Origin of the sequence: Pyramidobacter porci, from assembly GCF_009695745.1 — a bacterium.
GTDB classification, from domain to species: domain Bacteria; phylum Synergistota; class Synergistia; order Synergistales; family Dethiosulfovibrionaceae; genus Pyramidobacter; species Pyramidobacter porci.
In genome coordinates, this window is sequence record NZ_VUNH01000001.1 from 1 (window position 1) to 13,213 (window position 13,213).

Here is a 13,213-nt window from a genome sequence, read left to right on the forward strand (position 1 = left end):
TCAGCCGGCCCTTTCGGTTCTGACGTTTGATCAGCCCTTTCAGCTGCTGCAGCGAAAGGTGATAGGATTCTGCTATTTGCCTGTTCGTCTCTCCGGAACTTTTGCGACGAAAAATTTCGGCTGATAAATGTTCTGCTTGTGTGTAATTCCTTGCCATAGCAAGACCTCCTGTTGTTGAGTTCATTCTACAACAGGAGGTCTTTTTATTCTCTGGCCTTTAAACGGGGTACAGGCCACTGTATGTCCAGTAAGCGTGGTACATATTATTTCGTGACGGCTTTTTTCTGCCCTAAATACAGCGAGTGTGGTAAAATAAAACGTCATGTCGCACGAGGGAAGAGGAGGGGCTTCTGTGAGAGACGCCAGAAAATTGATCGACGCCATCGAAAAATGGATGAGCCAGATTATTTCCGCTTCCGGAGCCGGCGGCGCCGTAGTCGGACTGAGCGGCGGCATCGACTCGGCCGTGGCGGCGGCGCTGCTCAAAGGAGCGCTCGGGACGGAGCGCGTGATAACGGTGTATATGCCGTGCCACAGCATTCCTCTTGACGGAGAGCACGCGCGCCTGACCGCCGAGGCGCTGGGAGTGAAAATGCTGACGGTCGATCTGTCGGAGACTTTTGACGTCTACCGGCGCACGATCGATCCGGTCATGGAACCTTCCACGCTGGCGGCCGCCAATATCAAGCCACGTCTGCGCATGATCACGGCATATTCCATTGCGCAGACGCTTGGGTACCTGGTGTGCGGTACGGGCAACAAGGACGAGCTGACCGTGGGCTACTTTACCAAATACGGAGACGGCGGCAGCGACTTTATGCCTCTGGCCGATCTGACCAAGGCCGAGGTGCGCGCGATCGCGCGCGAAGTGGGCGTGCCGCCTCCGGTGGTCGAAAAGCCGCCGTCGGCAGGACTCTGGGAAGGGCAGACCGACGAACAGGAAATGGGGCTGTCCTACGAAGTTCTCGACGCCTATGTTTCCGGACAGCCGGTCGATGAGAAGAGCCGCAGGGAAATCGAGCGGCGCAGACGTATTTCGGAGCACAAAAGAAAAATGCCGCCAATCTGCGTTATCGGCGCAGTTTGAGCGATTTCAAGCATGTTTTTACAGAGTGGGACTCCCTAAACTTTTTATGAGGTGATTTTGTATGTCAGGGCATTCGAAGTGGGCAAATATCAAGCACCGTAAGGCTGCGCAGGATTCCAAAAAAGGAAACGAGCGTCAGAAGCTGATCAAGATGATCATCATCGCGGCCAAGGAAGGCGGAGGCGATCCCGGCATGAATGTGCGCCTCAAGGCGGCGCTCGACCGCGCGCGGGCGGCCAGCGTTCCCAACGACACGATCACCAGGGCCATCAAACGCGGCACCGGCGAGCTCGAAGGCGTGTCCTACGAAGAGCTGACGTACGAGGGCTACGGCATCGACGGCGTGGCCATCATCTGCGAGTCGCTGACGGACAACCGCAACCGCACCACGCCCGAGATCCGCGCCATTCTCGAACGCAACGGCGGTTCCATGGGAACGGCCGGCAGCGTGGCCTGGAACTTCGAGCGCAAGGGCAGCATCACCATCGAAGGCGCGGTCGACGAGGATCAGCTGATGGAAGACGCTATCGACGCCGGCGCGGATGACGTGGCCGTCAACGAGGAAGGCGCCACGGTGACGACCGATCCTTCAGCCATGATGGACATTCGTGAAGCGCTTGAAAAGAAAGGCTATAAGGTAACCGACACCGAAAATATTTTCGTCCCCAAGACGACCGTGACGATCAGCGACGCGGAGAAGGCCCGCAAGATGCTCAAGCTCTTCGATCTGCTCGACAGCCACGATGACGTTCAAAACGTCTACGCCAACTTCGAATTTACCGACGAGGTGAACGAAGCCATTGCCAACGACGACTAAGGGACTTGTCTGCCTGGGGATCGACCCGGGCATCGGTCGCCTCGGATACGGCTTTGTGTGCCAATCGGGAAGCTCCTACCGGGCGTTGACCTATGGGTGTCTTGAGACGCCTCCCCATCAGGATACGTCAGTGAGAATCAAAGCGTTGTATGACGGAGTGAGGGAGCAGATTGAAAACTGCTCCCCTCATTTTATGTCCGTCGAGAGGCTCTATTTCGGACAGAACCGTACGACTGCCGAAGCGGTGTGGCAGGTTCGGGGAGCCGTACTGCTGCTGGGAGCGCAATATCATCTGCCGGTTGTCGAACCCAAACCGTCGGAAGTGAAGCTGACGGTCTGCGGCGATGGCACGGCGGAAAAACGTCAGGTACAGCTCATGATTCAGCAGCTTCTGAATCTGCCGGGAATTCCCCGTCCCGACGACACGGCCGATGCGCTCGGAATCGCGCTGGCCGGCCTGGCGATCGTCCGCAGTCCACAGTATGCCTATGGAAGGAGATAGCCAGCCATGCTTGCCAGCATCAGAGGAACGGTTGTAGAGAAGTCCGAGTTTACGGTTGTCGTCGAGTGCAACGGGTTGGGCGTGGAGGTCCTTTTGACGCGTCGGGCAGCGGAGCGGTGCGAACTCGGAGCGCAGGTATTTCTTTACACACTGCTGCAGATCGGCGACGCCGGCATCGCCCTTTACGGTTTCGCCGACGATACCGAGCGCCGGACGTTCAAGCTGATGATTCTGACCAAGGGCGTGGGCGGCAAGGCGGCCATTTCCATCCTTCAGTATCTTTCCCCTGCGGAGATCGTCGCGGCCGTGGAGCAGAACGACATCAGACTGCTTACTTCGGTGCCGGGAATCGGCAAAAAAACGGCCGAACGCATCTGTTTCGAACTTTCCGACCGCATTCATAAAAAAGGCTTTATCCAGCTGACGGGCGAGCTGCACGGTGCGCCTGCCGGCGATCAGCAGGCGGCCGCCGGCGTGCTCGACGCTCTTGAATCCCTGGGATTCGACCGAGCCTCGGCTGTGCGCGCCTACAAGTCGGTTGTGGCTGAACAGGGAGAGTCTCTTGGCGAAAGCGAGGCCATTATGAGCTGCCTTCGCATCCTTCAGCCCCGTAAGTGAGGTTGATGCGCTTTGGACAAAGAAAACATTCGTCGCGGCTTTGATCTGCCGCCGCTTGATGAGCTCAAAGAGCGGGAAGACGAGAGGGGCCTTCGCCCCCTGCAGTTATCCGATTTCAACGGCCAGTCGGAGATAAAATCCAAGCTGGAAGTCTATATCCAGGCCGCAAAAAAGCGCGAAGAAGCGCTGGATCATCTTCTCTTTTACGGGCCTCCCGGCTTGGGGAAGACGACCCTGGCCGGCATCATCGCCCATGAAATGGACAGCGAGCTGCGGGTGACGACGGGGCCGGCGCTGGAGAAGCCCGGCGATCTCGCCGCGATCCTCTCGAACCTTCAGGATCACGACGTGCTTTTCATCGACGAGATCCACCGCATGTCCGCGACGATCGAAGAAGTGCTGTACTCCGCCATGGAGGACTTCACGCTGCACATTATCGTCGGCAAGGGGCCGCTGGCGCGCAGCATCTGCCTGAACCTGCCGCATTTCACGCTGGTGGGGGCCACGACCCGTCTGGGACTGCTCAGCGCGCCGCTGCGCGCCCGGTTTGGCATCGTCGAGCAGCTGCGGCTTTATACGCCGGAGGAGCTGTGCGTGATTCTCGACCGCGGCGCGGGCGTGATGAACATGAAGGTGGAGCCCGACGCCTGCCGCGCGATCGCCGGCCGTTCGCGCGGGACGCCGCGGATCGCCCTGAGGCTGTTGCGCCGCGTCCGCGACTTTGCCGAGGTGGCCGGCGTACCGACCGTTGAGGCAGCTTTGGCGGAACGGGCGATGGATACGCTCGGGCTTGACAGCCTTGGCCTGGACGACGGCGACCGCAAAATACTCGACGCCATCGTCAGCCTTTTCGACGGCGGTCCCGTGGGGCTTTCGACCCTTGCCGCAGCGCTGAACGAGGAACCTCAAACGATCGAAGACATTTACGAGCCCTATTTGATTCAAAAGGGCATGATCGAACGCACCCCTCGAGGGAGGAAAGCAACGGAAAATGCGTACCGTTATCTTGGCAAGACGCCGCCTCAGGCGGCACCGGATCAGCTGGAACTGCTGTAAAAAGATTTTTCTCGCCGTGTTTTTTTTCTCGCTGTGCCTTGCGGCTGAAGCTCAGGCGCGCTGGATTCGCGTAGGTCTCGTGACCGCGCCTTCCGCGCCGATTTCCGGACGCGGCTTGAGCGGCAAGGACGGCGGCGGCCGCCGTTTTTCGCTGCCGGCGAGTTTCAGCGCTCACGCGCGCGGCTCGAACGTCGTCATTCAGGGAAAAAGCTATGTTTCGCCTGTGATCGTGAGCTCGCCGCATCAGATCCGCTGCGGCAAGGTCAGCTATGAAGGCGAGCTGGTGCTGCGGGCCCGCGGCAGTCAGATCACGGTGATCAACCGGCTTGACGTTGAAAAATATCTTCGCGGCGTTCTCGGCTACGAGATCAATCCGCAATGGGGCATGGAAGTTCTCAAGGCGCAGGCGGTGATCTCCAGGACCTACGCGCTGGCGCAGATGGGACGTCACGAAGCCAGCGGTTATGACGTTTGCACGACCGATCATTGTCAGGTCTATCGCGGCACGAACGTGCTCCACGCTTCGACGGACCGCGCGATCGCGCAGACCCGCGGCCAGGTCTTGACGTACAAGGGCGGTTTGGCGCACACCTTTTTCTGTTCCGACAGCGGCGGCGCCACCGCTGATGTCAGCGACGTGTGGGGCAAAAGCGTCCCCTATCTGATCGTTCGCAAAGAGCCCTTCCCCTCCGAATCCCCCAAGGCTCGCTGGGAGGCCTCTCTGTCGGCGGGCGAGATCCAGAACGCTCTCGCCAAAAAAGGCAGAAGCGTGGGGACGTTGTCGCAGATCGCCATCGAGCGGCGGGACGCTGCCGGGCGCGCGGCAACGCTGAGATTTACGGGCTCTGCGGGAAGCTCCGTGCTCAGCAGCGCGGCCTTTCGCACCCTGATCGGCGCTAAAAAGGTGCGCAGCACGTTCTTTGAGTTTTCCTCCGAAGGCCCGCGTATGACCGACGTGCCCGATCCCGCTCAGCGCCGCGAAGCGCCTCATGCCGCGAGAAAAATCGCCTTTGACACGACGCCTCTGACGGCGGCTGAAGACGCGCAGCTCAAGGCGCTGATCGAGCAAAAGAAATTCAATGTCGACGAGCGACTGGACATGATCCTCTATCCCGAACGGCGCCGAAATTACCTGTATAAAGCTTTGGGCGTTGAGGCGCCGGAAACGGAGCGGGAACGGGAACCGCTCGAACAGCCGGCGGAACCGGCGAAGCGCATTCCGAATCCGAGCCGGACGGGAGTTTTCGCCAACCTTACCGGCGGCAGCGTCACACTATATGGGCGTGGCTGGGGGCACGGCGTCGGCCTCTCGCAGTGGGGGGCTAAAGCCATGGCGGATCGGGGCTGGTCGGCGGAGAGAATACTTGAGTTTTATTATCCCGGCACGGTAATCCAAAAGAGATGAAGAGATAACGTACGGCAACCCTTTACAGGAGTGACCTTTTGTTAATGACGCAATGTAACTTTTTTGACATCAATACCTATGATTATGAACTCCCGCCCGAGCTGATCGCGCAGAAACCGGCGCAACCCCGCGACCGCTGCCGTCTTCTGGCCGTACGCCGTGCGGACGGAGAACTGTTTCATCAGCGTTTCCATGATATTCTTCAGTGGCTTCGCCCCGGCGATGTCCTTGTGCGCAACGACACGCGCGTTATGGCCGCGCGCGTCGAAGGCGTGAAGGTCAACGGCAGCGCCCACGTGGAGGTACTTCTGCTGCGTCCGGAAGACGACGGCGAAAAATGCTGGGAGGCCTTGGTTCGCCCTGGCCGCAAGTTGCCCGAGGGAGCGCGGGTACGCCTTGACGGCGACGTCGTGGTCACGATCGGCGCCGTCAAAAGCGAAGACGGCGTGCGCCGCGTCATTTTCCCCGCTGACTGCGATGTGCGCGCCTTGGCTGAGGCAAACGGCTCGATGCCGTTGCCTCCTTATATTCATGAGCGCTCGTCGCGCCCCGAGGATTATCAGACCGTTTATGCGAAGGATCCTCGTTCTGCGGCGGCGCCGACGGCCGGCCTCCATTTTACTCGAGATCTGCTCCGGAAAGTCGCCGACTGCGGCGTGACGATTGCCGACATTACGCTCGAAGTCGGGCTGGGAACGTTTCGCCCCGTCAAAACGGAGGACATTCGAAGGCATCATATGCATGCCGAACGCTGCCTCGTTTCTCAGGATGCCTATGACAAGATCGTCATGGCCAAGAAGAACGGGGGGCGCGTCGTCGCCCTCGGCACGACCGTGGTGAGAACTCTCGAAGGCATGGCCGCCACCTCCGCGGGGCTTCATCCGGGCATGCTGGAAACGGACCTCTTCATCTATCCTGGGTTTGAATACAAGGTCGTGGATGCGCTGATCACGAATTTCCATCTTCCCAAAAGCACGCTGATGATGCTGGTTGCGGCCTTTGCGGGGTATGACCTGACCATGAAAGCATACGCCGAAGCGGTGAAGGAACGATATCGCTTCTTTTCGTTCGGCGACGCGATGATGATCGTATAAAGGCGTGCAGCGCAATGAAAAAAATTCTTGCAGTCCTTGCGCTCGTTTTTGTCGGCGCCGTCGCCGCGTATCACTGGAAGCCTTCGCAGTGGAGAGACGTCTTCGTCATGCCGTTCCATAAGAACGAAAAGACGGTTCAGCTCTTCCTGAAAGAAGGAGAATCTCTGCGTCACTTTGCGCAAAAGATCGCCGAAGAGAATCTCGTTGCCGACCGTCGCAATCTGCTGTATTGGCTCGGCAAAAAGGGCGTCGATCGTTCGCTTCGCGCCGGGGGATATCACATCTCTTCCGGCCCTTCCTGGTATGTCGCCGAACAGTTGAAGAATGCCGAACCTTCGTACTTCAGTGCGATGATCGTTCCCGGCGCGCTGCCGCAAAAGCCCTTTTCGCTGGGGAGCGACGAAGCGCAAAAAGCGGCGCTGAATGACCTCGGCAACTTCCCCGCGGCCATGCGCCGCATTTTGCCCGACGCGGCCGAAGGGCGCGCGGCGTTCCTTCTGCCCGAGACCTATTCTCTGACGGAAGCATCTCTATCGGAGCTTGTCAAGCAGGCGTCGGCGGCGTGGTATGCCCGTTTCGGCGCGCTTCTGACCGATAAGGACAACGCGTTGCGAACGGCGGTGATCGCCTCTCTGCTGCAGCGCGAAGCGCAGATCGACAGCGAATACCCTGTGATCGCCGGAGTCATCGAAAACCGGCTGGCTCAAAACATGCTGCTGCAGATCGATGCGAGCGTCGTCTACGCGTGGTATCTGCAGAAAGGCGAAATGCTGAAGCGCGTACTGTTCAAGCATCTCGAAGTGGATTCGCCGTACAATACCTATAAGAGCGCGGGCCTTCCGCCGCTTCCTGTCTGCGTTCCCTCGGCCCAAGCCTGGGAAGGCGCGTTGGCACCCGAGGAGAACGATTTTCTCTATTACGTGGCCCGCGGCGACGGAAGCCATCGTTTCGCCAAAACGGAAGCCGAGCACCAGAAGAACGTGCTGCTCTATCGCAAAAGCAAATAATTCGTGGTAACAGAAGAAGGAGACGCTTCCGATGGAAGAAAAAAGACGCTGTCCCGGCTGCGGAGCCGTTTTTCAGGGTTTTGACGAGAATCTTCCCGGCTATCTTGTGCCGGGCAAGAATCCCGACGACGGCGTGCTTTGCAAACGCTGCTTTCAAATGAAGCATTACGGCGTTTATCGCAAGGCGCTGCTCGCTGACCCCGGGATTCAAAAGGATATCAGAGCTCATGCGCTGGGCGCCGCCGCCCTGTTTCTTGTCCTTGACGTGAGTCGCCCGGAGATTTCCCTGCCCGATCTCGACTGGGCGGAGAGCATGAAAAAGCCTGTCTTTGTCATCGCCAACAAAATCGACCTGCTCGAACCGTGGACGACCCGCAAAGAGGTGCTGCAGTGGCTGTCGGAACGCACTGGCGTCCGACAGGAACAGATTCTTCTGGTCTCGGCGCAGAACCGCGGCGATATGGCCGAACTGCGGCGGCACATCGAGGAGACGTTCGACGCCGGCGACCGGCTCCTTTTTGCCGGCGCCGCCAATGTCGGCAAGAGCACGCTTCTCGGCGCGCTTTTGAAGAATGAAATGCCGACGGTATCTCGGCTGCCCGGCACGACCGTGGGACTGACGGAGTACCGGATGGCGAACGGGCCGATTTTGGTGGACGCTCCCGGTTTGAAGGGAGAGGATCCCTTCGTTCCCGTGCTCTGTCCCGATTGCCTCGCCGCTCTTTCGCCGAAAAAAGTTTTTCAAAGCAGCATCGAGGTGCTGAAAACCGGTCAAACCGTCTTTTGGGGCGGCTTGGCCCAGCTTATCGTCGCGGATGCAGGCGAGCGCGGCTGGGTCCGCTTGGGGATTTTCGCTCCTGACAGCGTCACGATTCATCGCACCCGCGAAGAACGCATCGACGGCCTGATGAAAGAGCATGCCGGCGAATTGCTGGTGCCGCCGTGCCGCAAGTGCGCGGCGAAACTGCAGACGCAGAGCTGGCGTGAAGAGCAGTTTCAGATCCATCCCGAAGAAGACCTCGTCGTTCCCGGCATCGGCTGGGTTGCGCTGTACAGCGGCGCCTGTACGGCGAAGCTGCGCGCCCCTGCGTTCGTGAAGGGAGTCCGGCGTCCCTGGCTCATTCCCTCGCCGGCGCGGCGCCAGCAGGGGAAGAAAAAAAATTAATGGCCGCTTTGGAGGACTGCACGCAGTTTTTGAGCGCTCTGCCCGGCATCGATGGGGGCGATCTGTATTTTCAGCGCTCCGCGTCGCGCAGTTTGTCCTACAGTGACGGAAAAGTCGAAGAGGTTTCCAGCTCTTCGTCCGCTGGCTGTTCTGCCCGTTTGCTGAGAGGCAGGAGTTCGGCTTTTGCCGTGGTTTCCGGCGTCGAACGCGGCGGCGCGGCGCGGGCTCTTGCAGAAGCGGCCCGCATCGCTTCGGTCGAAGGCGGAAAAGTTCCCGCAATGAATTTTCCGATCGACCGCGTGCGGGCGTTCTTTCCGGAGAACGTGGATTTTTTCGGTGAAACTGACCGCTGCCTGCGGGCAGAGTGCGGTTGGATCAGGCAGATCACGCTGTCCTGCTCCGCAAACGCGCGCCGGTACGTCGTCGTTTCGCCGGAAGGAAGCCATGCCGGGGAAGCGGAGCGTTGTTCCTTTGCCGCCGAGGTGATCGTGGAACGCAATGGACGTCTGGAAAGCGGCTATGACGCCTTTTCCATGTCCGGAGACGCCCGTGAGTTCTTTCGGAAGCTTTCCGCGAAAAACGTGGCTCGCAGGGCTCTTCAGGAGGCTTTGGTCAACCTCGAAGCGGTGGAGTGTCCGACGGGCGCCATGCCGGTGCTTTTATCCGAGGAAGCCGGCGGCACCATTGTCCATGAGGCCTGCGGACATGGGATGGAGGCCGATCTCGTGTTCGAGGAACAGTCGTCCTTTGCGGGAAAAATCGGCAGACAGGTCGCGGCGGAGGACGTGACGGTCGTTGACGACGCGTCACTTCCCGGACTTTACGGTTCTTTTGCCTGCGACGACGAAGGGACGCCGTCTCGACGGACGGTTCTTATAGAGCGAGGAATTCTGAAAAACTATCTGACGGACAAACGATGTGCGCGCCTGTATGGCCTGCCCCTGACCGGCAGCGGGCGGCGTTCGTCCTATGCCAGCCTGCCGATGCCGCGCATGAGCAACACCTTTGTGGCCGAAGGAAGCAGCGAGCAGGGCGAGATGATCCAGAGCGTTTCCCGGGGGATCTTCGTCTGCCGCATGGGCGGCGGCGAAGTCAACACGACGACGGGGGAATTCGTTTTCGACGTCACGCAGGGCTATCTGATTGAAGATGGAAAAATAACGCGCCCGGTCAAGGGCGCTTCGCTGATCGGCCGCGGTATCGACGCACTGATGGGAATCCGCGCCGTCGGCAAAAGGCTCCACATGGAGCCGGGAATGTGCGAAAAGGAGGGACAAAGCCTCCCTGTCACAGACGGACAGCCATCGCTGCTGATCGATGGGCTTATCGTCGGAGGGACGGCCGCTGATAGATGAGTTCGAAAAATCGCTTTAAATCGCGTCGGCGCGCCACAAAAACTCGGTCTGCACGTGGCAGGATGGCAAAGCGCGGTTTTGAATTCGGCGCCCTGTTCCGTCTCTGCCAGATTTTTCTGGCGGCAATCCTGCTGTATGTCACGGCCTCGTTGTTCACCAAAGGCGCCGGCGTGCTGGGCAAAGATATGGCGAGCTGCCTGCTGCGACTGGCGGGCGGCGGTCTTGTGCTGCTGCTGTTGCATTTTTTCTACGGCCTTTTTTGTTCTTTGCTGTACCGTCAGGTTCATTCCGTTTTCGGCCAGTGGATGGGAACGTTTTGTCTTTACGGCGCCGTCAGTCTGTTCCTGGGGATGCTTCGGCGCATCGGAGCCGGCGAAAATATCGGACTTCTCAGTCCCGGTATCCTGGGGAACGTCTCTTCTCTGGTGCTGCCCCGTTTTATCGGCGTGATCGGGACAATGCTGACGGGGCTGTGTCTTGTCGGACTGGCGGCGTTCAATTATGGACATCTCAACGCTGCTCGCATTGCCTGGCTCCGCGAGCGTTTGTCGTTTGTTCACATGCCGCGCTGGCGGCGCGAAAAAGCCTCTCAGGACTCCGCTTCCGTGGACTCCGCTTCCGTGCAGGCCGAGGGAGAAGCCGCGCCGGCAGCGCAAGGTGAGGCCGAAGCGGCGCGACCGGAAAGAAGTGTTCCCGAAGAGGCGTTGCTTGGCGAAGAAGCCGAGGCTGTCGAGGTCGCCGCTTCCGAAGCGGAAAAAGCGCTTCAAAACGACAGCGTCGGGAAAACTGGCTTTTGGGCCTCGCTGGGCGCTGCCGTGAAGGCGCTGTTCGGTCACGGCAGGAAGGAACATGAAGACGGCGAGATTCTCGACGAGTACGCCGAGCAATATGCCGACGAACAGGAAGAAAACGCCGAAAGCGAAAATTACGGCGGTTATTTTGCCGACGCGCCTCAGTCCGACCGCTATGGGCGTGAAGCGGCGGGAACGCGGGAAGATGAACTTCCCGAAACGGATGGCGAAAGAGCGTTGGCCGCGGGCACTTTAGGAGAATCCGGAAGCGTTGGCGAAGCGGAAAGAGTCTCTGCCGCGGCCGGTTCTGTGCCGATCAGCAAAAAGCCTTCTGTGGAAGTGGAACCGTCAGGAGAGCTTGCCGGGACGGAGAACGTTCAGTTCTGCGCGGGGCGCCCGATCCCCGCGGGAAGTTTCCCGCCGCCGCTCGATCTGCTCGGACCGCATCGGGACATCAAAGAGGTCATCGACGATCAGCAGGCGCAGGAAAACGGACAGAAAGTGATCTTGTCGCTTGCCGATTTCGGCGTTGCCGCGGAACTGAAGCGCACGATCATCGGTCCGACGGTCGTGCAGTATCAGATCCAGCTGGCTCCGGGCATCAAGGTCAGCAAGGTGATGACTCTCGGCAACGACATCGCCGTGGCGCTGGGCGTCTCTTCGATCCGAGTGGAAGCGCCGATCGTCGGCACTTCGTATATCGGCATCGAACTGCCGAACGTCAACCGCCGCTCCGTGCCGCTGCGCCAGATTCTGGAAAGCGAGGTTTTCCAGAAAACGAAACTCAAGCTGCCGCTGCCGCTGGGGCAGACGGTGGACGGCCGCATCCTCATCTCCGGCCTGGAAGACCTGCCTCATCTGTTGATCGCCGGAACGACGGGCTCGGGCAAGAGCATTTTCGTCAATAACTGCATCGTCTCTCTGTGCTATCGCAACACGCCCGCAGATCTGCGCTTCATCATGGTCGATCCGAAGCGGGTGGAGATGGGCATCTACGAGTCGCTGCCGCATATTCTCGCCAAACCCATCGTCTCGGCGACAGGGGCCGTTCATGCTCTGGCCTGGGCCGTGCGCGAGATGGAACGGCGCTACGACGTCTGCTATCAGGCAAAAGTCAAGGATATCTTTTCGTACAACAGTAAGGTCCTTCCCAAGGACCGTCTGCCTCATATCGTGATCATCGTCGACGAGCTGGCCGATCTGATGATGACGGCTCAGAAAGAAGTGGAAGACTGCATCATGAGCCTGGCGCAGAAGGCGCGCGCCTCCGGGATTCATCTGATGCTGGCGACGCAGCGCCCTTCCGTCAACGTGCTGACCGGAACCATCAAGGCGAACATCCCGGCGCGAGTGTCTTTCGCGCTGCCGTCGGCGATCGACTCGAAAACCATTCTGGACAAATCCGGCGCGCAAAATCTGCTGGGCAAGGGCGACATGCTCTTCGTCAGCACCAAAACGCCGCATCCGCTGCGGATCCAGTCGCCGTTCCTGGACGAGCAGACGAACATCAGGGTGGTCGAATATCTGCGCAACACTTTCGGCGATCCCGAATACGTCGATCTGGAAGAGCCCAGTGACGAAAAGGGCGGGAATTCTTCCGACTTTCTTGAAGACAACCGTCTTGAGGAAGCCATCAAGATCGTGCTCAGCACCGGCGTGGCTTCGTCGAGCGGGCTGCAGCGCCAGATGCGCGTCGGTTTTACCCGCGCCGCCCGCATGGTCGATACGATGGAGTCCATGGGCATCGTCGGGCCGCAGCATGGCGGCAAGCCCCGGGAAATTCTGGTGGACGAAGCGGAGGCCTTGGAGATTCTCGAGCAGCTCCGCGGCGAATAGAAAAATGACGGCGAAAAAGTTTGCTTCCCATCGGGCGCAGACTTTTTCACCGTCATGGCAGGAGTCGGGTATAAAAAAGAGGCCCTTTCGGGCCTCTCGGCGTGTCGTTCTACCGGAAAAGTTCCGGCCGAAATCATTGGCAGCACAAAGAGCAGCGGCTTGTCCGTTTTGATTAGAGCGCTCTCTTGACTTTTCCGGAACGAAGGCAACGGGAGCAGATGCGCATTCTCTTCGCTTCGCCGCCGCCGAGATCCACGCGGACGGAGAAAAGGTTGAGCAGCCAGCGTCTGCGAGTTCTGCGATGAGAGTGGCTCAGCTGATTTCCCGTCGCAGGACCGCGACCACAGCAGTCACATACCTGGGACATTTAAAGCAGCCTCCTTTGTGTAGTGTTCAGTAACAACCAGTGAATTCTAACACAGGTACGGCCATTAAGGCAAATGGTTTCAGAGATCTGAATATTTTCTTTAAGGAGAACAT

General features: G+C 59.3%; 12 protein-coding genes. 11 read left to right on the forward strand and 1 reads right to left on the reverse strand.

The genetic code is table 11. The features are described from left to right. Positions 1-352: 352 nt before the first annotated feature. The 11 genes from nadE (at position 353) to FYJ74_RS00055 (ending at position 12,733) form a co-directional block, all read left to right on the forward strand. Positions 353-1,087 carry an NAD(+) synthase gene (gene nadE / locus FYJ74_RS00005; protein ID WP_320633408.1) on the forward strand — a complete coding sequence of 245 codons (735 nt, stop codon included), beginning with the start codon at positions 353-355 and terminating at the stop codon, positions 1,085-1,087. Positions 1,088-1,148: 61 nt separating this feature from the next. Then, complete coding sequence (locus tag FYJ74_RS00010; RefSeq protein WP_154527593.1) at positions 1,149-1,904, forward strand: YebC/PmpR family DNA-binding transcriptional regulator; 756 nt, start codon at positions 1,149-1,151, stop codon at positions 1,902-1,904. After that, positions 1,888-2,406, forward strand: a complete 519-nt coding sequence (locus FYJ74_RS00015; RefSeq protein ID WP_154527594.1) for a crossover junction endodeoxyribonuclease RuvC — start codon at positions 1,888-1,890, stop codon at positions 2,404-2,406. Before FYJ74_RS00010 ends, FYJ74_RS00015 begins: the two co-directional genes overlap by 17 nt. Positions 2,407-2,412: 6 nt before the next feature. After that, the gene (ruvA, locus tag FYJ74_RS00020) at positions 2,413-3,024 is read left to right on the forward strand and encodes a Holliday junction branch migration protein RuvA (RefSeq protein ID WP_154527595.1); all 612 of its coding nucleotides are present in this window, start codon (positions 2,413-2,415) and stop codon (positions 3,022-3,024) included. Between the two features lie 12 nt (positions 3,025-3,036). Then, positions 3,037-4,080: a Holliday junction branch migration DNA helicase RuvB gene (gene ruvB, locus FYJ74_RS00025; protein ID WP_154527596.1), complete on the forward strand. Its 1,044-nt coding sequence runs from the start codon at positions 3,037-3,039 to the stop codon at positions 4,078-4,080. Next, complete coding sequence (locus tag FYJ74_RS00030) at positions 4,016-5,485, forward strand: SpoIID/LytB domain-containing protein (RefSeq protein ID WP_154527597.1); 1,470 nt, start codon at positions 4,016-4,018, stop codon at positions 5,483-5,485. Before ruvB ends, FYJ74_RS00030 begins: the two co-directional genes overlap by 65 nt. A gap of 44 nt (positions 5,486-5,529) precedes the next feature. Continuing rightward, positions 5,530-6,579: a tRNA preQ1(34) S-adenosylmethionine ribosyltransferase-isomerase QueA gene (gene queA / locus FYJ74_RS00035; RefSeq protein ID WP_154527598.1), complete on the forward strand. Its 1,050-nt coding sequence runs from the start codon at positions 5,530-5,532 to the stop codon at positions 6,577-6,579. Positions 6,580-6,593: 14 nt separating this feature from the next. After that, entirely contained in the window at positions 6,594-7,586 is a 993-nt protein-coding gene (gene mltG, locus FYJ74_RS00040) for an endolytic transglycosylase MltG (protein WP_154527599.1), read from the forward strand. 31 nt (positions 7,587-7,617) lie between these two features. Continuing rightward, a complete protein-coding gene (locus tag FYJ74_RS00045; protein ID WP_154527600.1) occupies positions 7,618-8,751 on the forward strand; it encodes a GTPase in 1,134 nt (377 codons plus the stop codon). After that, positions 8,751-10,106 carry a TldD/PmbA family protein gene (locus FYJ74_RS00050; RefSeq protein ID WP_154527601.1) on the forward strand — a complete coding sequence of 452 codons (1,356 nt, stop codon included), beginning with the start codon at positions 8,751-8,753 and terminating at the stop codon, positions 10,104-10,106. Before FYJ74_RS00045 ends, FYJ74_RS00050 begins: the two co-directional genes overlap by 1 nt. A 62-nt stretch (positions 10,107-10,168) precedes the next feature. Beyond that, entirely contained in the window at positions 10,169-12,733 is a 2,565-nt protein-coding gene (locus FYJ74_RS00055) for a DNA translocase FtsK (protein WP_154527602.1), read from the forward strand. A 172-nt stretch (positions 12,734-12,905) separates the two neighbouring features. Here the strand turns inward: FYJ74_RS00055 and rpmB are convergent, their stop codons facing one another. Beyond that, on the reverse strand, positions 12,906-13,100 hold the full coding sequence (rpmB, locus tag FYJ74_RS00060; protein WP_040550057.1) for a 50S ribosomal protein L28: 195 nt from the start codon (positions 13,098-13,100) through the stop codon (positions 12,906-12,908). Positions 13,101-13,213: the final 113 nt, after the last annotated feature.